Raw genomic sequence first — 23,609 nt, 5'->3', positions numbered from 1 at the left:
CTGGGGGACGCTAGCGAGCGGTTAGGAATCAGTGCTGTTGCACTGCTTGAGGCGTTCTTCTGCGCGCCCCAGCAGTTCGATAATGCTGATTCCGAAGGCTGAGGCCATGAGTGCGAGGTCATCAAGGGGGATGTCCCGCTTAGCGCCTTCGTAGCGCATCACGGTCTGCTTGTCCCTGCCGATCTTTTCGGCCAGTTCTGCCTGCGTCATTCCCAGGGCGGCGCGTTCCGCCTTGATTTGTCGACCCGTCGCTTCCTGAAGTCTCTCGCCGTAGTTGCTCATATATGAAAAATAGCACCGGCAAACCCTGGCGACTATCCATATTGGACAGTTCGAGTGTGTCCACGTGGCCCCTATGCGTGTCCACGTAGTTGATCGAGTAAACCCCGGGCGTTGACAGGGTTCCAATCTTGGGGTTGCAGATATCCAAACGGATAGCTAAAGTAGAGGCATGGACATCACCACAGCCACCGCAGACGCGGTAACCAAGGCCATGGTCGATGCGGGGGAATCGCTTAGCAGCCTTTCCGAAAAGGCCGGCCTCGCATACACCACCCTTCAGAACAAGACCAAGGGCACCCGCCCCTTCACCGTCAAGGAACTCGGCAGCATCGCCGACGCCCTCGGAGTCAGCGTGTTCGATCTCATCGCAGTCCCCGCTAAGGACGCGGCATGAGCGCATTCCATGGCACCGAATGGCTCGTCAGCCGCTGGGACAAGTCGCCACGCTGGATCACCCAGCAAGCACGAGCCAACAAGATCCCCGGCGCAATGAAGCTGGGGCGCGAATGGCGCTTCGATGAAGCCGACATCATCGCGCACGAAGAAGCGAACAAGACGGGCGGAGTATTCGCCCTCTCGGCAGGAGCCAAGGCCCGCCGCGCCGCCTAAGCGGCACCCCACACCCCACGCAACACCTTGCCCCGCAGAGGGCTCACCTTTCTGCACCCAAAAACACCCCGACCCGAGTTCCGCACACGGGCGAAGAAACCCTAGGGAGAACTATGTCCACCGCGACTGGTTACCGGAATCGCATTCTTGAATACGCAGACGAGCACGGCCACGACATCAGTAAGGGCAAGGCGATGAAGCTTGCCATTGTGTTGCATCGGCGTGGTGAGCGGATGCATGACGAGAACTTGGAACGCATCTTCACGCACAGTGACCCAACGCCGCCTGCCGCGTTCAAGCGCATCCACGCTAAGGCGGAGCTTGCTAAGCGCGGGGTGGTGTTGGCGTGAGCAAGTCGGATGTGTTCGCCCCTATCGAGGCGAATGGCAAAACGTATTGGCTTAGTCATCACGCGGCGGATCGTGCCCAGGATATGGGTGTCCCGTTGGCGTTGTTGCCGGTGATCCTCTCCACGGGGACCACACATGATGCGCCCCCCACGTCGAAGTATGCGGGTTGTTATGTGGTTCGGGCGGGGAAGGTCGCTGTGGCTGTGTCCCCGGACCCTGAAGGCCCCGTCATTAGCACCGTGCTTTGGTCCACGTTGGATGCGTGGCGGGCTGCTGACCAGAAAGCGGGCCGCACCTACAAAGGCGACGAATACACCCGCAAGGTTCTGACCAGTTGGTTCGGAGCTGAAGCCGCATGAACACCCCCACTAATCAAGGAGTAATGATGTGTGAAGTTTCTGATGCCCGAGACCGTCTACTTGCCACCGCCGTCAGGGTCGCCCGTCTGATCGGTGAAGACCCGGACGGTGACGTGCTGGACCGTGCACACACCCGATTCCTGGAAGCCGAAGCCGCATACATGGCCCTCTGGGACGAGGTACCCGCATGAGCGACTGCAGCATCGAGGGATGTAGCGAGCCAATCAAGGTCAAGTCACGCGGATGGTGCAACAAGCACTACAAGCGGTGGAGGGCGTACGGGACGCCAGAGGGCCGCGCATCCCGCACCGCCCGATTCTGGGAGAGGGTCAACAAGTCAGCGCCAAATGGTTGCTGGGAATGGACCGGGCAAACGAACAACGGATACGGGCGACTTAGCTGGGGTCCACGCATGGACTATGCGCACAGGATCGCATTCAGGCTGGTCAACGGGAGCATCCCCCACGCCTTTGAAATCGACCACATTTGCCACAACACCATCTGCGTAAACCCATCCCACCTTCGTCTTGCGAACAGATCGGAGAATCAGCAGAACATGCGTGGCCCTAACAGAAACACCACGACTGGAGTGCGGGGCGTCTCGTACATCAAGTCCCGAGGCGTATATCAGTGCCACGGGTCTATCAACGGGAAAAGTGTGGGCCTCGGCTACTTCACCACGCTAGACGCAGCAACCGAGTTCATCGCTGAGTGGCGGCGAGAGAACTACCCATTCAGCGACATGGACAAGGTGGCGTAGTGACAGATTGCCCAGACCTCCCGGATTGGCTGCCAGACCCGCCGATGGCCTTTGCCGACGAATGGACCGATTGGAGAGACGCTGCCCTGGATTGGATCTCGGAGCAGGACGACGAGTGGACCGCAGATGAGCTTAGGGCCGCGTTACCTGAGCCTCGCCCGCATTGGCCCGGCGCTGTTGTCCGCACCGCATCCGGCCGGCACATGATCCGCCTTGTTGGTCAACGCCGATCAACGCACCCCACTAGGAAAAAGAGTCTGCTGGCTATCTGGGAGACCGTTAGGACAAGCCATGACTGACAAACAGCTTTACCGACGTAGGAAGAACACTCAGGCCCGCATTCATGGCGGGCCTCTTGTGTGTCCGGAGTCTTTGCATGTTTTGGACCGAACTGAGCATGGCTATCACTGCCCGGCGTGCAACTGGGACTGGGCACATGACGGATCAATCATCAAGGAGGTGGCCCCGTGATGTGGCAGATCCTCTTAATCGTCCTCGTGGCTCTGGTGCTGGTGATGGAGTGGCGTTCGTCGGCACCTGTTGAGCCCCGTCATTCGTTGGATTGCCTGGATGGTGTGGCGGATGAGAACTGTTCGCACCGCGCACACCTCACCCGCGAAGAAGTTGAGTTCATCCAGTCATTGGACGGCCAGTTAGGAATCAAGCCATGAACGCGACCACGAACCTTTGCACGTGCGCACCCCACACGTATGCGAAGGCCACCCCGATTCTGTACGTCCACGAGATCGAAGTAGTGGACCCGTTCTGCAAACACCACGGCGACCCGTCGTGATCACCGAAGGCGACCTAATGCCCCTCGACACCCACACCCAACGCATGGCCGCCATCCGTGCCATCCCCCGCACATGGGAACTGTGGCTAGAGGGCAACGACTTCTACGGCGGCCTCCTGTACCTGACCTACACAGGTCTCGCCCGCCACTGGACCACCTGGAGATAACCCCATGACCCCCATTGTCCTCACCATCGCCGCCTCTGTTGTGGCTGGTGTGATCGTCGCCTACACCGTGACCGCAATCACCGACCGAGTATTAGACCGCATGTACCCAAGGAGTACACGATGAGCAATCGCACATACGCCCCCTCAGACTTCGCCAAGGCCCTCGAACTGGCCGGCGTCGTCGGAGAAGTCACTGACACGCAGGCCCGTGACGTGATGACCCTGCTCGGCCTGACCGTGGAAGACCCCAAGCCCGGGCCGGGCGTGTACCTGACCCGGCATGGAATCCCCGTGCTGATTGGTGACGCCGGACTCACGCACAAGGCTGGGGCGGTCGGCCTTGTAAGCGAGGAGCTGGAAGAGTTCGACCTTGACGGCCCTGGCGGTGACTTGATCCCCGCCCGCGTGGTCCCCGCCGAACCCGTGGAACTCACTGAGGAACAGGTTGGCGAACTGTGGGATGCGCGACGAATCAGGATTGTCAACTGGAGCGAGGTCAACGAATCGAAGCGCATGGACATCACCCCCACCGTGAACGCCGCCCTAGCCAAGTACGGGCACGGCACCACCACCCCCAGCCGTGAGCAGGTGGAGGAAATCCTCGCGTCGTCATGGGAGGACTGGACGGCAATCGGCAAGGAGGCAACCATCCGCCTGCACGCCGACGCCGTGATGGCCCTGCTGAAGCCATGACCAAGAATCGTGGCCGCCCGTGTCCGTGTGGTCGTGGGCGTGGCTTCCCTAACCGTCGTGTGGCCGCTGATGTGCGAGCCCACATGACCACACTGCCCACCACCTACTACCAGTGCGAGCACGGCCGGACACACTGGCACTAACCCCCACATGCATCCCCCTAAGCCCCTGCCAAACGGTGGGGGCTTACTCGTACCCAATCCCAAGGAGAAGTCATGAGCATCCCAGACCCCGCCGAGGACATGCCCGGCAACCCCTACACCGATCTGGCCTACTACGCCGCCGAGCTGGTCCCGTCGAACAGGGAGCCAGCCGACGACGCCGCCACCGCACAGGCATACGCAACCCTTGCCCTCGCCCATGAACAGCGCACCGCCAACCTCATCGCCTACTCGAAGCACATTGACGATACCGACCGCGACGTAATCGACCAGATCGTCGCCCGCCTCGGATTGGAGGACGACTCATGACCCGCTTCCGTGAGGCCCAAATAGACATCGCCATCATCCTCGGACTGTTCCTCGGAATGCCGACCACCGCAACCCTGCTCATCGAATGGATCGGACTGTAATGGCACTCACCGTTTACGAGAACCTGGAGCAAGGTTCTGAGGAATGGCTACAGGCACGGTGCGGGATCGTCACCGCATCCACTGTCGGCCAGTTGATCACCACGAAGACCATCAAACCCGCCAGCAACGAGACCGCACGATCCCTAACCGCACACCTCGTAGCCGAACGCATTACCGGCTACGTCGAACCCACCTACGTCAGCGCGGACATGGAACGCGGCAACCTCTCAGAGCCCTACGCACGCGACGCCTACGCCGAACAGCAAGGCCTCACCGTGGACGAGATCGGCTTCATGGTCCGCGAGCAGGGAGACACTTTCCGGCTCGGATGGTCACCCGATGGCCTCGTGGGAGAAGTTGGGGCGATTGAAATCAAGTCGCCTCGCCAGAAGAAGCACCTGCAAACCATCCTCGCTGACGAAGTACCGCCCGAGCACATGGCCCAGTTGCAAGCCGGGCTACTGGTCAGCGGACGTGGATGGATCGACTTCATCTCCTACTGCGGAGGATTCCCCCTGTACGTCAAGCGCGTCACCCCAGACCAGAAATGGGCGGACACCATCACCCTGGCCGTTCAGACATTCGAGCAGCGCGCCGAAGAAATGACCAACCGATACAAGGGTGCGACCGTCGGCAAGGAACCAATGGAACGCATCGACTTCGACCAAGAAATGGAGATCCAGTTCTAGATGGACATCTCAAAGACAACGCAGCCTGACTCATCGCAGGTCAACGCTGAAGACCTGCTCGCTGGCCCCGTGACCGTAACCGTCACGGATGTCACCGCTGGCAACGCTGAACAGCCCGTCAACATCGGACTGGCCGAGTACCCCGGGCGCGCTTACAGGCCCTCTAAGAGCATGCGGCGCATCCTCGTAGCCGGGTGGGGACCTGATGCCTCCCAGTACACGGGCCGCCGCCTGACCCTCGTGAGGAACCCTGACATCCGGTTCGGGAAGGACGTTGTGGGCGGCATTGAGATCGCGGCTATGAGCCACTTGGAGAAGCCGCTTGCGGTTGCCCTCACGGTGTCCCGTGGCAAGCGCCGCCAGTTCAAGGTGGCCCCCCTCCAGGAAGCACCCCCCGCACAGTCCACGGGTGAGATCCCCGCTGAGGTGATCGCCAACGTTGAGAAGGCAAAGGCTGACGGCAACCTCGGGTCATACCTTGCATGGCTTGAAGATCAGGGCGCACCCGAACACATCACCGCCTACGTGAAAGACCAGGAGGAAGCATGAGAGCACAGTTTCAACACCCATGTGATGAGTGTGAACAGCCGATTCATTACCTTCAAGGCGAGCCGCCAAAACATGAATGCGACTACTGGAATGAGACTTACGCGGACCCCGAAACCCGCACGTGACAAGTCGTAATGCGCTAGAATGAGAACAGCCCCGGAGAGTGCGTCAACACTCAATCCGGGGCCTGACCCATTCACTTGAGCAACCAAGGAAGGGGCTACCAACTATGGTACCCAAGATTTGCTCCGTCGCAGGATGCGACAAGGCCGCAACGCGCAAGAAGATGTGCGACATGCACTACAGGCGCTTCCGCAACCATGGGGACCCGCTCATCACGAAGATGCCAGGGCGCGGAAGGCCCCCCGCCGAACGGTTGGACATGCACACCGACAAGTCCGGCGACTGTTGGGTGTTCACCGGATCTGGTCAGGTGTACGGAAAGCTCGACGTCAAGGGGCGCAGCGTGTCGGCTCACAGGCTGGCTTACGAGTCGGCCAACGGCCCCGTGCCAGCAGGGCAGGTTGTCCGTCACAAGTGCGACAACACCAAGTGCGTCCGACCGTCACACCTTGAACTTGGCACCCATGCCGACAACTCCCGCGACATGACGAAGCGCGAGAGACAGGCTAGGGGCGAGCGGCAGGGAAGCGCGAAGCTGACCGAATCGCAAGTTCTAGAGATCCGCAGCATTGCCGCCACTGGCAGTGTCAAGCACTCACTTATCGCCAAGCGGTTCGGCGTTAGTCAAGCGCAGATTGGGCACATCGTGACCGGTCGGCGTTGGAAGTATCTACTCAATCAATCAGAAAAAGAGGTGGCCTAATTGGCTCAGGTGTCATTCAAGGGAAACGTCGGCAAGGTTCGCGGCTTGGCCTTCTCTAACGATGGGAAGCCTCGCTTCTCATTCTCAGTAGCGGAGGGGCATTCCAAGCCGAACGGCAACGGGGGCTTCGATGACATCGGAACCACGTGGTGGAACGTGACCGTCTTCGGCAAGCAGGCTGAAGACCTCGCGGACATCGTTGCTGAGGGGCAGAAGCAGCGCGTAGTGGTCGCTGGCCGATCCTCCACCCGCGAGTACGAGGCCAACGGCGAGACCCGCACCAGCCTGGATGTCATCGCTGACAACGTGGGCGTCGTCCACCGCGCACCGCAGGGACAGCAGCAGGGCCAGCCCGCACAGCAGCAGCCATGGGGCGGTCAGCAGCAGGCCGCACCGAACTGGGGTGTTCCTCAGGGCGGAGGCCCGGCCTTCTAGTCACACCTAACCACTCATCCCCTTAGGGGCCGTCACTTCGGTGGCGGCCCCTTTCGTACCCCCAGAAAGACAAGCCAATGATCACCCCCGATTACGACCCCACACAGCATTTCGTGGTCATCAAAACCGAGCACATGGCGGACAAAGTTGTGCGCTGTGAATGCGGATGGGAAAGCCGTGGATGGGTTTACCACCCCCGCGCAGAAGCCGCCGGCGAACGACACCTGAAGGAGCAGCAGGCATGACCAAGTACACAGATGGCCAGAAGGTATTCGCCTATGTCGTCATGTCATCCGAAGGGCCGAACGTCCTCACCAACGGCAAAGAGCCAGAGGGCATGGTCCTTATCGAAAAGCGCGGACGCGGCCCCGTGCACACCTACGAATGGTTTAGCGAGGGCCGTGAAGCGTTGACCTACTGGCACTGCACTAAGGCCGGGCGCGGGTTCGTGCGTGGCGAGAAAGTCGAGTGGGACGACTACACCAAGCGACAGATGGAATACCTCATCAAGGAGGCAGCCAAGTGACCGCTTTCATTGATCCCCGCACTGGCGACCCAATCATTACTCCGTGCATGAAGGTTGACCCGGAGACGTTCTTCCGGACAGGGGAAGGCGATGAGGCGCGAGCCAAGGCCCTGTGTGCATCGTGCCCAGCGACCGCCAGAAGGGACTGCCTGAGCCTCGCGCAGAAGGTGGAGCGCGACCACGGCCACGGCTACAAGTACGGCGTGTGGTCGATGATGAACCCCTCCGAGCGTGGCCGTATGTCTGACAGGAAGGCCGTGGCATGAGTGACAACGTGAATAGCCCCGCCCATTACACGACGTACCCGGTTGAAGTTATCGAACTCACGGAATGCATGAACTTCAATCGCGGCAATGCGGTCAAGTACATCGCACGCGCTGGCTTGAAAGATCCAGCCAAAGAGATTGAAGACCTCATGAAAGCCCGCTGGTACATCAGCCGCGAGATTGACCGGATGGAGAAGGGGAACAGGCCGTCATGAGCAACAAGGCCGCAGCGCAGTGGCATGGCGTGACGTGTGGCGGTGAGTGTTGCCGAACGAATAAGCACCTCGGGGTCTGCCCGCACGCGAGAGTATGCACCTTTCATTTGGCCGAAGAAGTGCAGCGCATCAAAGCGGACAGGGAGGCATCAGCACGATTGGAGGCATTCAAACCATGGCGGTAGGTGAGAAGCGTTTGAACGTGGCGGGCAACGGACCCTGTAGCACGTGTGGCCGTCAGATGCGGCCCTCAAACCGTTCCATTGCGGACAACCCTGGCACCATCGCACACCACGGGCACGGGGTCTGCGTGTCATGCACGAAGCGGGCACAACGGAAGGCGGCAGGCAAAGAGTACCGACCCAAACGGCCTACCCATTGCGTGGGATGCAACCGGCCCTTACGCCCCGGCAAAACGAAACCAGCCGACTACCCCGGCACCGTCGAACACCGGGGCAAAGGCCGCTGCCAACTGTGCACGAAACAACAGGCAACCCCCGACGCGCCCAAGCCAGTCATCCAGAAACTCCGTGCACCAGCAGAACCCATTGAAGGCATCAACCCCGCAATGGACGCCTACCTACGCAAACGCCGTGAACGACTCGCACGCCAACAACGACTAACCCAAGTAAGGAGACCAGCCGCATGAACTATCCGGCCTGCACCCGTTGCGGGAATCTCATGCGCAAAGACAGCCAACGCGCCGTAGACCACCCCGGCACCGTCAAACCCGCAGCCGGGGGCATATGCAAAGTCTGCAAACGCAAAGAAACCCGCGCACAACCCGTGCCCCTCGCCATCCCAGACCGCGAGTTCCATTTAGACGTGGCACGCACCGCATATGCCGGGTGGATCACCGAACGCAACCGACGCCTAGGAGTTAGAGCATGATTAATACCGCGTCCGAGCAGGTGGATACCCTTGACATCGTGGCAATCCCGAAGACGCTCCATGTGCAGCGCATTGAATCCAAGCGCGCTGCCGAGCTGGTCGTGAAGCACCACTACTTGCATAGGCGGCCTCCGATTAGCCACGCGTTCGGACTGTTCAATCATGGGTTGATGGTCGGCACGGTGACTTATGGGACGCCCGCTAGTCGCCATTTGCAGATGGGTGCCTGCCCCGAAGATCCGTCATCGGTGATCGAGTTGAACCGGCTTTGGGTGTCTGATGCAATGCCGAAGAACACGGAGTCATGGTTTGTTTCTCGCACACTGAAAGCCTTGCCGCCGAAGATCGTTGTGTCTTATGCGGACACTAAGGAGCAGCATTACGGGTACATCTACCGGGCGCTGAACTTCCACTACGCCGGGTGGACAGACATGGAGCGGAAGACACCGCGCTATGACTACATTCCGCACGATCCGAAGGCGCACACCAGGGACGCTTTCAGGACGGGTTATGCGTACAAGGTGCGCCGGTTGCCGAAGGTCAAGTATTGGATCGTGACGGGCAATAAGGCTGAGCGGCGTCGGTTGACTCGGATGAGTGGTTGGCCGCGTTTGGACTGGCACACGTTGCCGCCGCCGGAGTATGTGGAAGCTGTGGCGGAAACGGCTTGACCCCTTGACGTTGTACCTACAGCTATGCGAGACTGTAGGTACAGAACGAAGGAGAAGAAAATGACCACCACCAAGGCAACCGAAACATACGCAGTCATCAGCAAAGGCACCCTGGACAACGGACAAGAAGCCTGGACCGCAATCGTCTACCTGAAAGGACGCAAGCGCACACAGGTTCTCAGCGGCAGCAGCGAGTCCGTCATAAGGCTAAGGTGCCGCCAGTTCGGAGTCACCGACCTCCGCAATCTGAACGGACGACCCGCCTAATGCCCACCCCGCTCCGAAACATCCGAATACCCGACGAACTCTGGCAACAACTCATAGCCAAAGCCAAAGAACAGGACACCGACGCATCCACCATCATCCGACAACTCATCACCCAATGGCTCGAAACCCAGAAGGAGTAAGCATCAAAAACCCACTCCGCAAATGGATAGCCAAAATCGTCCGCGAAGAAATCCGCAAAGAACGACAAGAGCGAAGCCTGAACCCACCCCTCTACCCCTCGTTGGAAGACATCGAAGCAGCCCAGCGAATCCGGGTCGAACGTCTTAGACAGGAAATGAAGAAACAGAAATGAATACCACTGACGAGTCAATCAAGAAGGCCAAGCAGGCATGGTCCGCAACCTGCGACGCCGGAAACGCAGGGCCAGGCTACGAGAATGCGTGGCGCGCAGCATTGGACGCAGCCGCATCGACGATCAAAGCAGACGCCTACACCCTCGGCTGGCAACGGGCAGTCAACGCGCACCCCTCCTGGTGGCAAGACCCCGAGTACAGCAAGAACCCATACCGCGACTAGCAGAACAAGACGTCAAGGGCCATCCAATCGGGTGGCCCTTTTGCTTACCCGAAAGAAGCCATGCAGAGCACTCACCACTACAACATCCGAATCCGCGTCGATTGCGACCCAGGCGACCTAGAAGCAATCCGACTAGACCTCAACGATGTAGCCGAAGACATTAGCAACTACTGGGCACCCGGCGTCAGCGTCACCGCCACTCTCGAACCCGCAACGAAGGACACCCCGTGAACCTGTCTGTAAAGCGAACAAACGAAGCCGCCATCCTGCCTACCCGCGCAACCCCCGGCAGTGCGGCAATCGATCTGTACGCCCTCAACTCCGTGACCCTCTACGTGGGCCAGCGTGTCCCCGTAGACACCGGTATCGCCGTTGCTATCCCCGAGGGTTACGCGGGCTTCCTGCACAGTCGTAGCGGGCACGGACTCAAGCACGGGGTCACCCTGGCGAACAGTGTCGGCGTCATCGACTCTGACTATCGCGGCCCGTTGAAAGCCGTCCTCGTGAACCACGGCCAACTCCCCTACCACGTAGCAGCCGGCGAACGCATCGCACAGCTGGTGATCCAGGCTGTTGAGACACCCGGCGTCACCCTCGTGGACGAACTGCCCGAGACAGTGCGCGGTGCAGGCGGATTCGGGAGCACGGGAGTCAAGTAATGGCACGCAGCAGGACATCAGCCAAACAAGCCGGGGCACGCTTCGAACGCTCCATAGCCGACTGGCTAGCCGAACACGTAGACGACCGCATAGACCGCAGGGTAAAAGGCGGTTCCAAAGATCGCGGGGACATCGGTGGTTGGCGATTCGCCGGCCGCCGCATCGTCGCAGAACTCAAAGACGTAGCCACCATGAACCTCGGCGGCTGGGTCAAAGAAGCCGAGATCGAACGGCTAAACGACGACGCACACGTGGCCCTAGTTATCCACAAGAGACGCGGTCACGGAGACCCCGGCGACCAATACGTCACCCTCACCCTGCGTGACCTCATAGCACTCACCACGGGAGAACGACCGTGAACATCACGATCACCAGGCAGGAACTAGAGGTCATCCTGTACGACATCGAGCAGAAGCACCACCTGCACGGCCATGAATGCCTATGCGGGTTCGCCTCGGCCCGGAGCAGGTCACGTACTGAACACATCACCGGCCTAGTCCGTGCCGCCATGGCAGACCACCTCACCAACTAAAACCAACCCCCTACCCCCACCCCAGGCCCGGCATTGCGTCCGGGCCTTTGTCATGCAAGGAGCACCCCCATGTCCGCTATCCTCACCGGCCCGCAGCTCGCGCAGGCCGCAATGAACATGGTCAGCAACTTTGATCCGACCCGCCTGCCCCGCACCGACCTGACCGCCGCGTTGTGCGCATTCCTGGAACCACTGACCACAGAGCACCTGAAGCGCGAACACGTGGACAAGCTCATTGAGGCGGCCAACTCGTGGTTCCAGGCAGACCAACTCGCATACGACGACCCCATGGAGGGCAAGCCGCACGCATGGGCCAAACACGCCGACGAATCCCGCCGCCGCGTCCGCATCATCGCCGAAGCCATTGTCGACGGGGGAAGGCCGGAGTGAACCAAGTTATCCACAGAACTTCAGGGATTCACCCCCAAAGCGGAGAGGGCTACGGTATGGTGGTAGAGGAAGAACTGAATAATAAGACGGCCCCGGCCGGTGCTGGAAACACCGAACCGAGGCCTCACCACCAACTTGGGATAGCAAGGAGGCGGCTAGAGATGAGTGTATCGTCTCCAGACACCACCGGGCTAGATCGCAAAGATCTGGCCCGTAGTTATTTAAAGATGGCCGGCAACGAACACCGGACCATCCAGGCGCAGCTAGAGGAAAGCGCATCCAAGCGCGCACACTTCGCCGCCATCGGCCGCAAGCACGGCATCACCTACCGCGAGATCGCCGAACACTACGGCGTTACCGAGGGTGCCGTCCGCCAGATGCTAAAGCGCATCGGGGGTGAATAAGTGCCCTGGTTTCGCGTTGACGACAACTTCTACGACCACCCCAAGGTTGATGATCTGTCGCTCGAAGCAGTCGGGCTGTGGACCCTCTGTGGAACCTACTGCGCCAAGCAGCTCACCGACGGGTTCGTCCCAGCTCGTCGCGCCATGAAGATGGGCGGCACTGAGTCCGCCATTGCTGAACTCATCAAGTCGGGTCTGTGGCTTGACGTAGAGGGCGGCTACCAGTTCCACGACTGGGACGCCTACCAGCCCACAAGGGAAAAGGTTGAGCGAGACAGGGAGTCAGCGAGGGAACGACAGGCCCGAAAGCGCAGGAACGAACTCGGGCAGTATTCGGCCCCACTTCAGTTGGTGTCCAACGGAAGTCACGCCGTGACATCGCAGGAACTTCCAGCGGGATCACTGAGTGAGTCACACCACCCCGGCCCGACCCTTCCCGACCCTTCCCTTAGTGTGCCGACTCGTCGCAAGCCCGAACGTCCCCTGCCGGGAGATTGGGCACCAACCCCGGCACACAGCCGCTACGCCGAAGACAACGGAATCAACCTGGACTTCCAAGCCGAACGATTCCGCAACCACGCCCAAGCCAACGACAGGCGGGCACGCGACTGGAACGCAGCATTCCGCAACTGGCTCTTGAAAGCCGAGAAGTCCCCCACCGCTACTAAGAATCCCCTCTGGGACACGTAAGGAGAATGATGATTGACCTGGAGACGGCGGAGCTTGCTGTCATCGGCTCGGCGTTGCTGACTAATGGGCGGGCGCTGGAAGACATTGATTTCAGCCCCACGGACTACCGGCATCCGACGATGGAGTTCATTCACCGGACGATGCAGGACATGAAGGCGGCAGGTCAGCCTATCGACCTGCTCACCGTGTCATCAGCGTTGATGAAGTCTGGGGAGAAGGTTGACCCGACGATCCTGCACCGGGCGCAGGAAGCTACCCCGTCTGCTGCCAGCGTGGACCATTACGCGGGGATCGTCACGGATGCCGCCACTCTCCGCAGGTTGTATGGGGCTGCCGAGAAGGTCAAGGAGATGGCCGCTGGTGGTGGTGACGCTGACGAGATCGTGGAAGCGGCCCGCCGTGAGATGGATGCAACTCAGTCACGGGCTAGGTCTACGCCGGTTCAGTTCGTGGCTGACACCATTGGCGGCACGATTGATTATTTGGAGGAGGAGGTGGCGAGCGTCCCGACGTTGTGGCGGGACGTGAACCACATCATCACTGGGCTGCGTCCTGGAGCCCTCTACGTGGTTGGTGCGCGTCCGAGTGTGGGCAAGTCGGTTGTGGCCCTCCAGTTGGCTCAGGCGCTCTTACAGCATGGGTCTGTGGCGTTCGTGTCCCTGGAGATGTCGGTGAACGATCTGACTACCCGCCTGCTGTCAAATGAGTTGCGGATCGACATGGGCAAGCTGGTCCGTCACGAGTTGGATGCAACTGACTGGGCGAAGATCGGCGAATGGGTGCGCAACCGCCGTCAGGTGCCCCTCGCTATCAACGACAACACGGGCATGAGCTTCACTGACCTGAAGCGGTTCGCCCGGAACGTGCACCGGAAGGCGCCTTTGGCTGGTGTCGTCGTTGACTACCTCCAGTTGATGGCACAGCCCCCCGGTGACAAGCGGCCACGGCATGAGTTCGTTGCCGACATGTCCCGCCAGTTGAAGATCCTCGCCATGGAAATGCAGGTCCCAGTCATTGCCCTATCCCAGCTCAACCGGTCCAGTGAGTCTAGGGATGATAAGCGGCCCGGTTTGCATGACCTGCGTGAGTCTGGGGCCATTGAGCAGGATGCTGACGTGGTAATCCTTTTGCATAGGGAGATCATGGGTGACAAGACGGACGAGATTACGTTCAGCATCGCCAAGAACCGGCACGGGCGCACCGGGCCTGTAGACCTCACGTTTGCCGGCCACTATTCGCAAGTACGAGACAAGTAGGAGCAACCATGAACATCCCCGAGGAAGCAATCGAGAAGGCCGCTGAAGAACTGCACTTCTGGCGCGGACATGTCGTGCCGTGGGAGAACATGCACGACGCAGCAAAGGACGGATGGCGAGGCGAGGCCCGTGCTGCTTTGTCTGCCGCCGCACCACTAATCGCAGCACAAGCATGGGATGAGGGGCGACGTGCTGGTAATCAACCTGTAAGCCAGCCCAACCCCTACAAGGAGCAGTCGTGAAGCGTCCGCCGATCAACACTTACGACTACATCCGCCAAGTGATCCGTGAAGGCGGCCGTGCCAGTGTTAGGAAGACCGACGCGGATTGCTGGTCAGCGCAATGGTTCGGCGGAAAGCACGGAGCATTCGGCCTCTCATTCAGAGATCCCGCCGAGGCCCACCGCTTTGCCCAATGCATCACCGCGACAAACGGTGACGCCCGTGCCGCCATATACCTATACGAACGCAACACTAAGGAGACCCCATGACTATCCGCGCCGAACTGGACAACATGCGGGAACGAGTGGAGGGCACGACGGAAGGCCCGTGGGAAGTAGACGCCGACGACACGCGACAGATCCGAACAGCCGGTGATGGCTACTGGATTGCTTCTCTCCGCGCCACCTACGAAGACGAACCCACGCGGATCAGCAACGCCGAGTTCATCGCGCACGCCCGCACCGACCTGCCGAGACTGCTGGACGCGCTGGATGCCGTTTATGCAGAACTGATCGAGATGGACAAAAGCCGTGACGGAATCCTTGGGCGTCGAGAGATTGGCCCCGATGAAGCCGCGACCGCACGCACCCTAGGCGTAGTTGAAGCACGGCTATCCATAGCCATCACCACCGCTTTGGAGGGCAAGTGACTGACGGGTTCAAGGCTGAGGATCGCCGCCAGCAGGTAGCCGAGTGGGGGCGTGAGGCAGTCCGCGTCTTGGAGCAGCAAAACCTGGACTGCACTTGCGAGTACGAGGAGCTAGAAACCTACCAAGGCGTCATCGTTGGCCGCACTTGCACGTACCGCGACACTGACTGTCCCACGCACTGGCCACTCACAGCCACATAACCGCACCTGAGAGCGCCTACCAGCCCGCACGCACACAACCAACCACCCCAGCACCCAAGAGGCCCGCAGAATCGCGTACAGCGACTGCGGGCCAAGTCATGTCAGGAGAAGCCATGAAACGCCTATACAGCGCCATCTGTGGATGGCTAGAAGCAGACGCCGCAATGCGGTCAACCGAACACGAGGCACAGCGCGAAGGCAACAACTTTGCCCAAGCCGAACGCGCCGACCAGCCACAGAACGACGAACTGCACGCCGCATATAGGCCCGAATCAATCCACAACGACGACGGCGGCGCATACCGGCTCGGATTCACGGGCGGCCGCTGGCAATGACCGCCATCCGTATCAAAGACGGTGCGCACCGCATTACCACCAACGCCACCGCAATCACCATCGAACTCGAGCCAGACGAGGACGGGTACCGGTTAGTTGTCTGGCAGGGCAACCACGCCGTACACATCAGCCACCTCAAAGGTGGCGCGGCAATCAAAATACTCAACGCCGACAACTAGACACCTGAACCACCCAAGGCCCTGAGCGTGTTGCTCAGGGCCTTACTCGTACCCAAGGAGGGGAACTTGAAGCCCTACTACCAAGACGAATCAGTCACGCTCTACAACGGCGACTGCCAAGAACTAGCCGACAAGTGGACGAGCGCCGATGTTCTAGTCACCGATCCGCCCTATGGAGTTGAGTGGACGGGCCATAACAGCTCATACAGAACTGACGGAGAACGGGTCACCACCACTCACAAGGCCATCTCGGGGGACCACGACGCAGCCGCAAGAGATGCCGTACTCGCCCAATGGGGAAACCGGCCTGCCATCGTCTTTGGATCATGGAGAGTTGCCCGCCCGGACCGCACTGAGCACCGCCTTATATGGCACAAGCAAGGCCAAGCGCCAGGGCCACTAAAGGCAGCGTTCATGTCGCAGGACGAAGAGATATACGTCATCGGCAAAGGCTTCCGCAAATCTTCCCCGCCCCTCCGATCAGTCATCACCACAACCGAAGCGCGGTCTGTGGAAGTGGCCAAGATCGGCCATCCGACGCCAAAGCCAGTTGGACTCATGGAAGTCCTTATTGACCGCTGCCCACCCGGAACCATCGCTGACCCCTTTGCCGGAAGCGGGGCAACCCTCATCGCAGCCCGGAACCTTGGACGAAAATCCGTGGGCATCGAACTAGAAGAACGCTACTGCGAACTGATCGCATCCCGACTATCCCAAACCGCATTCGACCTAGGAGCACTCGCATGAACATCCCCGAAGCCGCAATCAGCAAGGCGGCGTCTGCCATGTTCGCGGAGTCTGCGAAGGGTGGCGTCATGACAACCCATCGTTACGCACGAGCCGCACTCGAAGCCGCTGCCCCCTATATGCGAGAAGCCGACTACTCCCCTACGTCCACGCACAGCCCTTCCAAGGAGAACTGACATGCCTGTCCATGGAGCAATGACCGGAGTTCACTACCACGCCAACGGCCAGGCAGCAGTCAATGCCGCAACCAAGCGTGCCCGCAATACCACCATCGTTATTGGTGCAGACCAGAAGGACGGAACACTGCTGCTGGACATCGACGTCCAATCTCAGGTCTGCCGAGACAAGGCAGAACTAATCGACCAGTTGCGACTCATCATCAAGGCGCTCGAAGGGCAGGAACTGTGAACATCCCCGGGGATCTGATCGAGAAGGCGGCAAAGGCAGTCCACCAGTACGACGACCCTGGCAAGGACTGGCAAGGGAACCTGACCGCCGATGAGCGCGACATGTACCGCGATGCCGCATGTGCCGCACTCGTCGCCGTAATGCCATACCTGAAGGAGCAATCATGACCACTTGCACCTATCACCGTTGCGACACTCCAAACCCTGACGGCATCACCCTTTGCCACGCAGACGCCCAGCGCCTCCGTGACATCCTCGGGTGGATACCCGACGCCCTCAACACCATCACGGACACGGTGGCCCGCATGGACCGCACAGGTTCGGATGGGGGCTCATCTAGCGGTGACCATGCGGAGGCCGTCAACGTGGATGCTCTAGACGCCAAGATCGACCTAGAAGAAAAGCTAGGCACATGGGCGCGCATGTTGCTGGATGATGACCCGAGCGAGGACCTGCGCAACGTTGCACCGTTGACGTACCTCACGCTGTCCATCGACCTGATCCGCACCGTGGACTACGCCGGCGACCTGCTAGACGAACTGTCCGAGGCGCTCCGCAAAGTCACCAGGGCCGCAGACACACAAACCGGGACCATCCAACTCGGACCATGCCTCAACGTGGACGACGACGGCAACCATTGCCACGGACGCATCCAATCCCGACGAGACAACAACGGGGCACGATGCACCGAATGCCGAGCCAACTACGACGCCACCGAAGTCACCCAATACAGGATCTCGGAGTCATGGCACCGCACCGCACCACTCTCCACTGTTGTGAAGGCGCTCAGGCTGGCAGAAGTTCCGGTGACTATCCACGCCGCCAAGCAATGGGTCAAGCGCGGACACTTGGAACCACTGGCCCACGCGATTGACGGAACTGCCCTATACACCGCCAAACAAGTGGACGATGTGCGCAGAGGAGTGACCAGAAACCGGCGTGCTGCTTGACAGAATGCTAGGTGTACCCTATGGTGAATGTATGTTGCGATAGTTGCCTTTAGGGCAGATCGCGCAGTCAAGGTCTCAGCTACTCCGCTGGGGCCTTTCTTGTTCTGTCCAGTGCCGTGACTCCTTCGGCAAACCTGGACTGGCGGCGGGGTCGATCCGCTGGGGGCGTTTGATCCCCCGCCGCCCCTGACTTCCCGGTAAACAGCAACCATCACCAAAAGTGCAGGCTGATCAACCGGTTAGCGCAGACCCAAGCCGCGCAGAAGAAACCGATACCGACATCGGAGCTTGGCAACTTGAAAACATGGAGGGGTCATGGATGCCCGGTGCGATAGGTACGCCTCAGAACGCGCAGTAGCCATCATCACACTCATCCCCAGCATGGTCAGCCTGTATGCGTGCAATCACCACGCGCAAGCCTGGATGGACCAACTAGAAGCACGCGGCGACGAGTTCGAGGTCTACTACCCCGCAGACCAAGAAACCCTACTCAACGCCTAAAGGCACACGCCAACACTCATAGGGTCCGACATCTTGCTAGCCGCAGTCGGATCACCAGCCCACTCAATCGGGGCATCCGGGCGGGACATGCGGTCCACATAGTCCCCAATGCACCCCACCACATGCAACACCCGCCCCTCATCGTCATACTCCCCCGTGAGCGTGTCGCACAGGGACATCAGATCGTAGTCCCCCTCGTAAGTTGAGGGGTCCACGTTGTCAATACGGGCCGCCTGTGATGCAGCCTCCCCCATACACGACTCATGGGAAGCACTAGACGCACCCCCACACGCGGCAAGAGCAGGGGCAACAAGCAACAGGGGGACGGCAAAGGCTAACCGGGTGCGATAAGACATGCGCTGATCATACGCGCAGGCCAGTACGGATTAATAGGGGTGACCGATACGCAATGGCTACCCCCAAGGCAAACCCACGCCGGTCCAACGGAACCCTCCGCGACAAGATCAGAGCACGGGTCATGCGCGAAGAGACCCACTGCTGGCTATGCGGACACCCAGTAGACACCAGCCTTCCACACGGCTTCCCCGACTCGCCCGAGGTAGACGAGGTGGTTCCCGTGTCCAAGGGCGGCTCACCCTACGACCGGACCAACTGCCGCTTAGCACACCGACTCTGCAACCAACAACGCGGCAACAAAGACTTGACAGACTACCGCGTCGAACGCATGAAACCGTTGAAAACTTCACGGCAATGGCGATGAAGTGTTGACAACGCTGGAAAAGTCTGAACGACCGGGCCACCATCCCCCCGCCCCCCACCACAGGCCCGCCTCCGGCATAGTGCCATTTTCACTCATGCCGTTTTTTCGTCAGGAATAGGATTTAGGAAGGTGGTTTCATGGCTATTCAAGAAGTGCTTGTTGATGATGATGGGGCCGCTACCCCGATCCTTTCTGTTGAGCAGGCGGCTGACACTGGCAGTCACTTGCAGGAGCTTGTTGCTATGCGGCGTGTGGCTGCCCGTCGTATTGATGACCCGAACACTGCTGGTCCTGCGCTGGCTGCCTTGATCCGTCAGTACCGGGATTTGTCGAAGGAGATCCACGATCTCCAGGGTGCTGAAGAGGGGGATGAGCTTGACCAAGCTGCTGACTCCCCCGATGAGGCGTTCGACCCGACCGCCGTCTAGGAAGCTTTCTGATATTGCCCGTCATGTGGTGATCCCTGAGGGGATTGTCTCGACGGGCTGGCCTGCTGTGCGTGAGACGTTGGCCGAGCTGGGTATTGGGTTTGATGACTGGCAGGCTGGATTTGCTCAGTTGGCTTTGTCTAAGACTGCCGATGGTCAGTATGCAACTTCGGTTGGTGGGGTTGCGGCCAGCATCCCTCGGCAGGTCGGCAAGACTTACATGATCGGTTGGATTGTTTTTGCTCTGTGCATCATTCATGACGATCTGACGGCGGTATGGACGGCGCACCGGGCTTCTACTGCTGATGAGACGTTCGGCGGTATGAAGTCGATGGCGTCGGGGCCGAAGATGGACCGGCATATTGCTCGGATCGCGGATAACGGCTCTGAACAGACCATTGAGTTCCGCAATGGGTCTCGCGTGGTGTTCGGTGCTCGTGAGCGTGGCTTTGGCCGTGGTTTCGCTGAGCTAGACATTGTGGTCTTTGACGAGGCGCAGATCCTCACTGAGCGGGCTGTGGATGACATGGTGCCGGCCCAGAACGCGGCCAAGAATGCGTTGACGTTCATGATTGGGACGCCGCCTAAGCCTATTGACCCGTCTGAGATTTTCGAGGACGCGAGGCGTGCGGCCCTGTCCGGTGAAGCGCCGGATGCGCTGTATGTGGAGTTCAGTGCGGATCGTAAGGCGGACCCTGACGACCGTGAGCAGTGGGCGAAGGCTAACCCTTCGTACCCGGCCCGGACTAATGAGGCCGCGATGATGCGCATGAGGCGGCGGTTGACTGATGACAGTTTCCGTCGTGAGGCGTTGGGTGTCTGGGATGAGATGGCGTCTCGTAAGACGGCGTTTCCTCCGGGCGCGTGGGAAGACTGCCTTATCGAGAATCCGTCTGATGATTGGCCGATTGCGGCTGTTGGCCTCGATATGAACCATGAGCGTACTTGGTTGTCGGTGTCGTTGGCTTTGTGGACGCCGGACGGGTTGCACCTGGAGGTTGCGGAAACTGAGTCTTTCACTGAGGCGGGCACGGATGAGCTTGTGAAGTGGATTCAGAAGATGGCTCGTCGCCGCACTCCGGTGGTCATTGATGCTTATAGTCCTGCCCGTACGTTTGAGGCTCCGTTGAAGGAGAAGAAGTGCTTGGTGCGGGTGCTGTCTGCGTCGGAGTTCTCGCAGGCTTGCATGGGGCTCCATGACGCCGTGCGAGAGGGCGCGGTGACTCATTACGGCCAGGAGCAGTTGGACGCTTCGGTGGCCGGTGCCACTAAGAAGCCGGTCGGCAAGGCAGGCGCGTGGGCTTTTACCCGCGATGACCTGGATGTTGACCTCACTCAGATTATGTCAGTGACCTGCGCCCATTTTGGGGCGGTCAAGTTCGGGCGTCGCCCATCTAAGGAAGCCAGCAGCGGAGGGAGCGTGGTGGTGTGCTGATTTCACCTAACGGCCTCACGCAAGAGGAATCGCTTGTCCTGAATAAGCTGCTGGAAGTGTACGAGGCTAAGCAGCCTCGGAACGTTCTTCGGCAGGTCTACTTTGACGGCAAGAACGCCTTTGTCGATTTGGGCATTGCTATTCCGCCCGAGCTGCTGATGAAGATTGGCCCGGTCATGGGCTGGGTTGAGACGGGCGTGCGCGCCCTGACTGACCGATCCATCCTAGAGGGTTTCGTCTCCACGGAAGGCGATGAAGACCCATTTGGGATTGACGAGATTGTGGCTGACTCGAAGTTCCTTCAGTTCTTCTCTGGTGCCACGCTGTCTTCGGCTATCCATTCGTGCTCGTTCTTGACGGTGGACGCCATGGAGGACGGGTTGCGGATTCGTCCACAGCTTGCCGACATGTCTGCTGCTATCTGGGATAAGCAGCGCATGGAAGTGGGCGCTTATCTGGCCGTCTTGGAGATCCGGGATGGCCGCCCGGTGGATCTGGCAATGTACTTGCACGAGAAGATCGTGCGGGTGCAGGTGATGCCGTCTGGCCGAATCTCGGTGGAGCGGTTCGGCAATCCGCTGGGCCGCGTGTCGGTCGCCGCGTTGCCGCACAAGCCGACCCTGAAGCGACCCTTTGGGCATTCCCGGATTACCCGGCCTGCCATGTATTACACGGATTCCGCGTTGCGCACCATCGTCCGGTCTGAGGTGCAGGGCGAGGGCTACGCCGGCCCGCAGTATTGGCTGATGGGCGCGGACGCTAAGGCGTTCTCCGGCAACAACCGGTTCAAGGCGGTCATGGGTCGCGTGTTCGGACTGACGGAAGATCCGACGACGCAGGAAGTCCCGGACGTGAAGCGGTTTGAGGGGGCTTCCCCAGAGGCTCACATTTCGCATCTTCGGATGTGGGCTTCCCTGTTCGCTGGTGACCAGCGGGTGGCGCTGTCTTCGCTGGGGATCATCCAGGACAACCCCTCATCTGCGCAGGCCATTTATGCCGCCAAGGAAGACCTGCTGGTGGATGCCACGAACGCTAACAAGTCGTGGGGTGAGGGTGCGGTTAGTGCCCTGTCTATGGCGATTGAGTGGCGCGATGGTGAGCGGCCCGAGGGCCTGTCTAACCTGTCTGCGGTCTTTACCCCTGTGGGCACTGTGTCCCCGACTGATAAGGCTGTGGCGTTCGGTCAGCTTGCCCCGCACATTCCGGGTCTTGCTGAGTCTGAGGTTGGTTTGGAGTATGCAGGGTTCTCGCGTGAGCAGATTGTCCGGTTGAAGTCGGATCTGCGTAAGGCGTCGATTTCCGGGTTCATGGAGCGTGTGGCTGCTGGGCAGGTCGCTGGTCGTGTTGATGACGCTGCCGCCGCTGGAGGCCCGCCTAACGAGCTGGAGCAGGCTGAGGTCATGAAGGCCAAGGCTGATGCGCTTGGCGTCCTTAGGCGCGCCGGCGTGGACGCTAACAACGCGGCCCGGCTTGTTGGCCTGGAGGGCGTAACGTTCATCCCGGGCCAGCCCATCACGATCAAGCAGCCGGAGGAACAGTGATCCCCTATAGCGCAACGCTGGGCTATTCAACCTTGTTGGATCAGCTCAGCGTTGCCGCTTTGGCGGACCTGGACCGCTTGCTTAGGGCCGTTGAGGGCGAGCCGCCTGAGGTCCAACGCGAGGCACTGATGGACCTGTTGCCGCTGCTCGGTGACGAGTATGTGGGGGCATCGTCGTTGGTGTCTGCACAGTTCTTTGCGGAGCTTCAGGTCATGCAGGAGATCCGTAATCCGATTGCGCCGGAGACGTTGGACGGGGTGGAGCGGTCGCGTTGGCACGCTCTGGCCGGCTGGGGTGCGCGTGGCTCGGTGCTCGAGCAGGGTGGGGCGGCGTTGATGTTCTCGCTGGTCTCTGGGGGGCTTACGAAGGCGCTGACTGAAGCTGCTGCTGACACGATGATCGGCAACGCGGAACTCCAGGGCGGCGGCCTGTCAGCGCAACGTGTCCCCCGCCCAGGCTGCTGTGCGTTCTGCGGAATGCTGGCGTCCCGTGGGGCGGCCTATACGGCGGAGACGGGCGGAAAAGTCGTTGGCCGTGGCGTCCCCGTCGGGCAGGGCCGTGGGCGTGGCTCTAAGGGCCGAGGCAGGGGAATCAAGCCCCGTGGGTCTCAGCGCATAGGCGAGGACTTCCACGACCATTGCCGGTGCAAGGTGGTCATTCTGACTGACAAGAATGAGGCCGAGCTTCAGGCGACTGCGGAAAAGTATTACGACGCTTACGCCGATGCCTATAAGGCGACGGGTAAGAACGTCGAGCGAAACGTCATCTCCTACATGGACACTGCCGGAAATCGGCACAACCTTTACGAGTGGGTTGATGAGGGTGGCGACGTGCTTTCTGACAAGCAGCGTCGTAACAGGATCGTCGCTGAAATGCGCGAATCCTTGGGCGTCAAGTAGCCCACAAAA

41 protein-coding genes are annotated in these 23,609 nt (G+C 60.1%); 40 read left to right on the top strand and 1 reads right to left on the bottom strand.

Translation table 11 applies throughout. The features are described 5' to 3' along the window. Positions 1 to 21: 21 nt before the first annotated feature. Entirely contained in the window at positions 22 to 282 is a 261-nt protein-coding gene (locus GGQ69_RS04415; RefSeq protein WP_183525120.1) for a helix-turn-helix domain-containing protein, read from the bottom strand. Positions 283 to 451: 169 nt separating this feature from the next. On the opposite strand from GGQ69_RS04415, the gene GGQ69_RS04410 reads away from it, so the two are divergent. From GGQ69_RS04410 to GGQ69_RS04215, 40 genes are all read left to right on the top strand, one after another. Further along, entirely contained in the window at positions 452 to 676 is a 225-nt protein-coding gene (locus GGQ69_RS04410) for a helix-turn-helix transcriptional regulator (protein WP_183525117.1), read from the top strand. Then, positions 673 to 891, top strand: a complete 219-nt coding sequence (locus GGQ69_RS04405; protein WP_183525115.1) for a hypothetical protein — start codon at positions 673 to 675, stop codon at positions 889 to 891. Before GGQ69_RS04410 ends, GGQ69_RS04405 begins: the two co-directional genes overlap by 4 nt. Positions 892 to 1,004: 113 nt before the next feature. Next, positions 1,005 to 1,241: a hypothetical protein gene (locus tag GGQ69_RS04400; RefSeq protein WP_183525112.1), complete on the top strand. Its 237-nt coding sequence runs from the start codon at positions 1,005 to 1,007 to the stop codon at positions 1,239 to 1,241. After that, the gene (locus tag GGQ69_RS04395; RefSeq protein ID WP_183525109.1) at positions 1,238 to 1,600 is read left to right on the top strand and encodes a hypothetical protein; all 363 of its coding nucleotides are present in this window, start codon (positions 1,238 to 1,240) and stop codon (positions 1,598 to 1,600) included. The genes GGQ69_RS04400 and GGQ69_RS04395 overlap by 4 nt, the downstream gene beginning before the upstream one ends. Before the next feature lie 187 nt (positions 1,601 to 1,787). Next, complete coding sequence (locus GGQ69_RS16790) at positions 1,788 to 2,360, top strand: HNH endonuclease signature motif containing protein (RefSeq protein ID WP_370577100.1); 573 nt, start codon at positions 1,788 to 1,790, stop codon at positions 2,358 to 2,360. Between the two features lie 467 nt (positions 2,361 to 2,827). Continuing rightward, positions 2,828 to 3,031 (top strand): hypothetical protein, encoded by a 204-nt coding sequence (locus tag GGQ69_RS04385; RefSeq protein WP_183525103.1) that lies wholly within the window; start codon positions 2,828 to 2,830, stop codon positions 3,029 to 3,031. Positions 3,032 to 3,440: 409 nt separating this feature from the next. Then, positions 3,441 to 4,013 (top strand): hypothetical protein, encoded by a 573-nt coding sequence (locus tag GGQ69_RS04380; RefSeq protein ID WP_183525100.1) that lies wholly within the window; start codon positions 3,441 to 3,443, stop codon positions 4,011 to 4,013. A 215-nt stretch (positions 4,014 to 4,228) separates the two neighbouring features. Continuing rightward, positions 4,229 to 4,483: a hypothetical protein gene (locus GGQ69_RS04375; protein ID WP_183525097.1), complete on the top strand. Its 255-nt coding sequence runs from the start codon at positions 4,229 to 4,231 to the stop codon at positions 4,481 to 4,483. Between the two features lie 100 nt (positions 4,484 to 4,583). Next, a complete protein-coding gene (locus GGQ69_RS04370; protein WP_183525094.1) occupies positions 4,584 to 5,273 on the top strand; it encodes a lambda exonuclease family protein in 690 nt (229 codons plus the stop codon). Beyond that, positions 5,274 to 5,822 (top strand): hypothetical protein, encoded by a 549-nt coding sequence (locus GGQ69_RS04365; protein ID WP_183525091.1) that lies wholly within the window; start codon positions 5,274 to 5,276, stop codon positions 5,820 to 5,822. Positions 5,823 to 6,204: 382 nt separating this feature from the next. After that, entirely contained in the window at positions 6,205 to 6,648 is a 444-nt protein-coding gene (locus tag GGQ69_RS04360) for an HNH endonuclease signature motif containing protein (RefSeq protein WP_183525088.1), read from the top strand. 9 nt (positions 6,649 to 6,657) lie between these two features. Continuing rightward, positions 6,658 to 7,083: a single-stranded DNA-binding protein gene (locus GGQ69_RS04355; RefSeq protein WP_370577162.1), complete on the top strand. Its 426-nt coding sequence runs from the start codon at positions 6,658 to 6,660 to the stop codon at positions 7,081 to 7,083. A gap of 77 nt (positions 7,084 to 7,160) precedes the next feature. Then, positions 7,161 to 7,328, top strand: a complete 168-nt coding sequence (locus GGQ69_RS04350; protein WP_183525082.1) for a hypothetical protein — start codon at positions 7,161 to 7,163, stop codon at positions 7,326 to 7,328. Continuing rightward, positions 7,325 to 7,609, top strand: a complete 285-nt coding sequence (locus GGQ69_RS04345; RefSeq protein WP_183525079.1) for a hypothetical protein — start codon at positions 7,325 to 7,327, stop codon at positions 7,607 to 7,609. The genes GGQ69_RS04350 and GGQ69_RS04345 overlap by 4 nt, the downstream gene beginning before the upstream one ends. Next, entirely contained in the window at positions 7,606 to 7,875 is a 270-nt protein-coding gene (locus GGQ69_RS04340) for a WhiB family transcriptional regulator (protein WP_183525077.1), read from the top strand. The genes GGQ69_RS04345 and GGQ69_RS04340 overlap by 4 nt, the downstream gene beginning before the upstream one ends. Further along, positions 7,872 to 8,090: a DUF3310 domain-containing protein gene (locus tag GGQ69_RS04335; protein ID WP_183525074.1), complete on the top strand. Its 219-nt coding sequence runs from the start codon at positions 7,872 to 7,874 to the stop codon at positions 8,088 to 8,090. Before GGQ69_RS04340 ends, GGQ69_RS04335 begins: the two co-directional genes overlap by 4 nt. 887 nt (positions 8,091 to 8,977) lie before the next feature. After that, positions 8,978 to 9,652, top strand: coding sequence for a hypothetical protein (locus GGQ69_RS04330; protein ID WP_183525071.1), 675 nt, complete (start codon positions 8,978 to 8,980; stop codon positions 9,650 to 9,652). Between the two features lie 60 nt (positions 9,653 to 9,712). Then, positions 9,713 to 9,919, top strand: coding sequence for a hypothetical protein (locus tag GGQ69_RS04325; protein ID WP_183525068.1), 207 nt, complete (start codon positions 9,713 to 9,715; stop codon positions 9,917 to 9,919). 309 nt (positions 9,920 to 10,228) lie between these two features. After that, positions 10,229 to 10,456 carry a hypothetical protein gene (locus GGQ69_RS04320; RefSeq protein WP_183525065.1) on the top strand — a complete coding sequence of 76 codons (228 nt, stop codon included), beginning with the start codon at positions 10,229 to 10,231 and terminating at the stop codon, positions 10,454 to 10,456. 227 nt (positions 10,457 to 10,683) lie between these two features. After that, positions 10,684 to 11,115, top strand: a complete 432-nt coding sequence (dut, locus tag GGQ69_RS04315) for a dUTP diphosphatase (protein ID WP_183525062.1) — start codon at positions 10,684 to 10,686, stop codon at positions 11,113 to 11,115. Further along, entirely contained in the window at positions 11,115 to 11,474 is a 360-nt protein-coding gene (locus GGQ69_RS04310) for a hypothetical protein (RefSeq protein WP_183525059.1), read from the top strand. Before dut ends, GGQ69_RS04310 begins: the two co-directional genes overlap by 1 nt. 242 nt (positions 11,475 to 11,716) lie before the next feature. Further along, positions 11,717 to 12,037, top strand: a complete 321-nt coding sequence (locus GGQ69_RS04305; protein ID WP_183525056.1) for a hypothetical protein — start codon at positions 11,717 to 11,719, stop codon at positions 12,035 to 12,037. Positions 12,038 to 12,198: 161 nt separating this feature from the next. Beyond that, on the top strand, positions 12,199 to 12,441 hold the full coding sequence (locus GGQ69_RS04300) for a sigma-70 family RNA polymerase sigma factor (RefSeq protein ID WP_183525053.1): 243 nt from the start codon (positions 12,199 to 12,201) through the stop codon (positions 12,439 to 12,441). Continuing rightward, a complete protein-coding gene (locus GGQ69_RS04295; RefSeq protein WP_183525050.1) occupies positions 12,442 to 13,131 on the top strand; it encodes a hypothetical protein in 690 nt (229 codons plus the stop codon). Positions 13,132 to 13,136: 5 nt separating this feature from the next. Beyond that, positions 13,137 to 14,387, top strand: a complete 1,251-nt coding sequence (locus GGQ69_RS04290; RefSeq protein ID WP_183525047.1) for a DnaB-like helicase C-terminal domain-containing protein — start codon at positions 13,137 to 13,139, stop codon at positions 14,385 to 14,387. 8 nt (positions 14,388 to 14,395) lie between these two features. Beyond that, positions 14,396 to 14,629: a hypothetical protein gene (locus GGQ69_RS04285; RefSeq protein ID WP_183525044.1), complete on the top strand. Its 234-nt coding sequence runs from the start codon at positions 14,396 to 14,398 to the stop codon at positions 14,627 to 14,629. Then, positions 14,626 to 14,877 carry a hypothetical protein gene (locus GGQ69_RS04280; RefSeq protein WP_183525043.1) on the top strand — a complete coding sequence of 84 codons (252 nt, stop codon included), beginning with the start codon at positions 14,626 to 14,628 and terminating at the stop codon, positions 14,875 to 14,877. Before GGQ69_RS04285 ends, GGQ69_RS04280 begins: the two co-directional genes overlap by 4 nt. Beyond that, positions 14,874 to 15,257 carry a hypothetical protein gene (locus GGQ69_RS04275; RefSeq protein ID WP_183525040.1) on the top strand — a complete coding sequence of 128 codons (384 nt, stop codon included), beginning with the start codon at positions 14,874 to 14,876 and terminating at the stop codon, positions 15,255 to 15,257. Before GGQ69_RS04280 ends, GGQ69_RS04275 begins: the two co-directional genes overlap by 4 nt. A gap of 313 nt (positions 15,258 to 15,570) precedes the next feature. Next, the gene (locus GGQ69_RS04270) at positions 15,571 to 15,792 is read left to right on the top strand and encodes a hypothetical protein (protein ID WP_183525037.1); all 222 of its coding nucleotides are present in this window, start codon (positions 15,571 to 15,573) and stop codon (positions 15,790 to 15,792) included. Next, entirely contained in the window at positions 15,789 to 15,971 is a 183-nt protein-coding gene (locus GGQ69_RS04265) for a hypothetical protein (protein ID WP_183525034.1), read from the top strand. The genes GGQ69_RS04270 and GGQ69_RS04265 overlap by 4 nt, the downstream gene beginning before the upstream one ends. Positions 15,972 to 16,037: 66 nt before the next feature. Continuing rightward, on the top strand, positions 16,038 to 16,718 hold the full coding sequence (locus GGQ69_RS04260; protein WP_183525031.1) for a site-specific DNA-methyltransferase: 681 nt from the start codon (positions 16,038 to 16,040) through the stop codon (positions 16,716 to 16,718). Continuing rightward, a complete protein-coding gene (locus GGQ69_RS04255; RefSeq protein ID WP_183525028.1) occupies positions 16,715 to 16,894 on the top strand; it encodes a hypothetical protein in 180 nt (59 codons plus the stop codon). The genes GGQ69_RS04260 and GGQ69_RS04255 overlap by 4 nt, the downstream gene beginning before the upstream one ends. A 1-nt stretch (position 16,895) precedes the next feature. Further along, positions 16,896 to 17,126 carry a hypothetical protein gene (locus tag GGQ69_RS04250; RefSeq protein ID WP_183525025.1) on the top strand — a complete coding sequence of 77 codons (231 nt, stop codon included), beginning with the start codon at positions 16,896 to 16,898 and terminating at the stop codon, positions 17,124 to 17,126. Further along, positions 17,123 to 17,293 (top strand): hypothetical protein, encoded by a 171-nt coding sequence (locus GGQ69_RS04245; protein WP_183525022.1) that lies wholly within the window; start codon positions 17,123 to 17,125, stop codon positions 17,291 to 17,293. The genes GGQ69_RS04250 and GGQ69_RS04245 overlap by 4 nt, the downstream gene beginning before the upstream one ends. Then, entirely contained in the window at positions 17,290 to 18,075 is a 786-nt protein-coding gene (locus GGQ69_RS04240) for a hypothetical protein (RefSeq protein ID WP_183525019.1), read from the top strand. Before GGQ69_RS04245 ends, GGQ69_RS04240 begins: the two co-directional genes overlap by 4 nt. A gap of 910 nt (positions 18,076 to 18,985) precedes the next feature. After that, complete coding sequence (locus tag GGQ69_RS16785; protein ID WP_183525016.1) at positions 18,986 to 19,297, top strand: HNH endonuclease; 312 nt, start codon at positions 18,986 to 18,988, stop codon at positions 19,295 to 19,297. Positions 19,298 to 19,434: 137 nt separating this feature from the next. Then, positions 19,435 to 19,725, top strand: coding sequence for a hypothetical protein (locus tag GGQ69_RS04230; RefSeq protein WP_183525013.1), 291 nt, complete (start codon positions 19,435 to 19,437; stop codon positions 19,723 to 19,725). Continuing rightward, positions 19,673 to 21,160 (top strand): terminase, encoded by a 1,488-nt coding sequence (locus GGQ69_RS04225; RefSeq protein WP_183525010.1) that lies wholly within the window; start codon positions 19,673 to 19,675, stop codon positions 21,158 to 21,160. The genes GGQ69_RS04230 and GGQ69_RS04225 overlap by 53 nt, the downstream gene beginning before the upstream one ends. Beyond that, positions 21,154 to 22,701, top strand: coding sequence for a hypothetical protein (locus GGQ69_RS04220; protein ID WP_183525007.1), 1,548 nt, complete (start codon positions 21,154 to 21,156; stop codon positions 22,699 to 22,701). Before GGQ69_RS04225 ends, GGQ69_RS04220 begins: the two co-directional genes overlap by 7 nt. Then, complete coding sequence (locus GGQ69_RS04215) at positions 22,698 to 23,600, top strand: hypothetical protein (protein WP_183525004.1); 903 nt, start codon at positions 22,698 to 22,700, stop codon at positions 23,598 to 23,600. The genes GGQ69_RS04220 and GGQ69_RS04215 overlap by 4 nt, the downstream gene beginning before the upstream one ends. The last annotated feature ends 9 nt before the right edge of the window (positions 23,601 to 23,609 follow it).

This window comes from Micrococcus sp. TA1 (genome assembly GCF_014199555.1).
Lineage (GTDB): Bacteria > Actinomycetota > Actinomycetes > Actinomycetales > Micrococcaceae > Citricoccus.
Note: the sequence above shows the minus strand (reverse complement) of the source record. Positions and strands in the feature narration are given on the sequence as shown.

Bases quoted from the DNA above. Each gene is read 5' to 3' on its own strand.
- GGQ69_RS04415 (WP_183525120.1), bottom strand. From the start codon at position 282: ATGAGCAACTACGGCGAGAGACTTCAGGAAGCGACGGGTCGACAAATC.
- GGQ69_RS04410 (WP_183525117.1), top strand. From the start codon at position 452: ATGGACATCACCACAGCCACCGCAGACGCGGTAACCAAGGCCATGGTC.
- GGQ69_RS04405 (WP_183525115.1), top strand. From the start codon at position 673: ATGAGCGCATTCCATGGCACCGAATGGCTCGTCAGCCGCTGGGACAAG.
- GGQ69_RS04400 (WP_183525112.1), top strand. From the start codon at position 1,005: ATGTCCACCGCGACTGGTTACCGGAATCGCATTCTTGAATACGCAGAC.
- GGQ69_RS16790 (WP_370577100.1), top strand. From the start codon at position 1,788: ATGAGCGACTGCAGCATCGAGGGATGTAGCGAGCCAATCAAGGTCAAG.
- GGQ69_RS04380 (WP_183525100.1), top strand. From the start codon at position 3,441: ATGAGCAATCGCACATACGCCCCCTCAGACTTCGCCAAGGCCCTCGAA.
- GGQ69_RS04375 (WP_183525097.1), top strand. From the start codon at position 4,229: ATGAGCATCCCAGACCCCGCCGAGGACATGCCCGGCAACCCCTACACC.
- GGQ69_RS04370 (WP_183525094.1), top strand. From the start codon at position 4,584: ATGGCACTCACCGTTTACGAGAACCTGGAGCAAGGTTCTGAGGAATGG.
- GGQ69_RS04365 (WP_183525091.1), top strand. From the start codon at position 5,274: ATGGACATCTCAAAGACAACGCAGCCTGACTCATCGCAGGTCAACGCT.
- GGQ69_RS04360 (WP_183525088.1), top strand. From the start codon at position 6,205: ATGCACACCGACAAGTCCGGCGACTGTTGGGTGTTCACCGGATCTGGT.
- GGQ69_RS04350 (WP_183525082.1), top strand. From the start codon at position 7,161: ATGATCACCCCCGATTACGACCCCACACAGCATTTCGTGGTCATCAAA.
- GGQ69_RS04345 (WP_183525079.1), top strand. From the start codon at position 7,325: ATGACCAAGTACACAGATGGCCAGAAGGTATTCGCCTATGTCGTCATG.
- GGQ69_RS04335 (WP_183525074.1), top strand. From the start codon at position 7,872: ATGAGTGACAACGTGAATAGCCCCGCCCATTACACGACGTACCCGGTT.
- GGQ69_RS04330 (WP_183525071.1), top strand. From the start codon at position 8,978: ATGATTAATACCGCGTCCGAGCAGGTGGATACCCTTGACATCGTGGCA.
- GGQ69_RS04325 (WP_183525068.1), top strand. From the start codon at position 9,713: ATGACCACCACCAAGGCAACCGAAACATACGCAGTCATCAGCAAAGGC.
- GGQ69_RS04320 (WP_183525065.1), top strand. From the start codon at position 10,229: ATGAATACCACTGACGAGTCAATCAAGAAGGCCAAGCAGGCATGGTCC.
- GGQ69_RS04310 (WP_183525059.1), top strand. From the start codon at position 11,115: ATGGCACGCAGCAGGACATCAGCCAAACAAGCCGGGGCACGCTTCGAA.
- GGQ69_RS04305 (WP_183525056.1), top strand. From the start codon at position 11,717: ATGTCCGCTATCCTCACCGGCCCGCAGCTCGCGCAGGCCGCAATGAAC.
- GGQ69_RS04300 (WP_183525053.1), top strand. From the start codon at position 12,199: ATGAGTGTATCGTCTCCAGACACCACCGGGCTAGATCGCAAAGATCTG.
- GGQ69_RS04290 (WP_183525047.1), top strand. From the start codon at position 13,137: ATGATGATTGACCTGGAGACGGCGGAGCTTGCTGTCATCGGCTCGGCG.
- GGQ69_RS04285 (WP_183525044.1), top strand. From the start codon at position 14,396: ATGAACATCCCCGAGGAAGCAATCGAGAAGGCCGCTGAAGAACTGCAC.
- GGQ69_RS04275 (WP_183525040.1), top strand. From the start codon at position 14,874: ATGACTATCCGCGCCGAACTGGACAACATGCGGGAACGAGTGGAGGGC.
- GGQ69_RS04270 (WP_183525037.1), top strand. From the start codon at position 15,571: ATGAAACGCCTATACAGCGCCATCTGTGGATGGCTAGAAGCAGACGCC.
- GGQ69_RS04265 (WP_183525034.1), top strand. From the start codon at position 15,789: ATGACCGCCATCCGTATCAAAGACGGTGCGCACCGCATTACCACCAAC.
- GGQ69_RS04255 (WP_183525028.1), top strand. From the start codon at position 16,715: ATGAACATCCCCGAAGCCGCAATCAGCAAGGCGGCGTCTGCCATGTTC.
- GGQ69_RS04250 (WP_183525025.1), top strand. From the start codon at position 16,896: ATGCCTGTCCATGGAGCAATGACCGGAGTTCACTACCACGCCAACGGC.
- GGQ69_RS04240 (WP_183525019.1), top strand. From the start codon at position 17,290: ATGACCACTTGCACCTATCACCGTTGCGACACTCCAAACCCTGACGGC.
- GGQ69_RS16785 (WP_183525016.1), top strand. From the start codon at position 18,986: ATGGCTACCCCCAAGGCAAACCCACGCCGGTCCAACGGAACCCTCCGC.
- GGQ69_RS04230 (WP_183525013.1), top strand. From the start codon at position 19,435: ATGGCTATTCAAGAAGTGCTTGTTGATGATGATGGGGCCGCTACCCCG.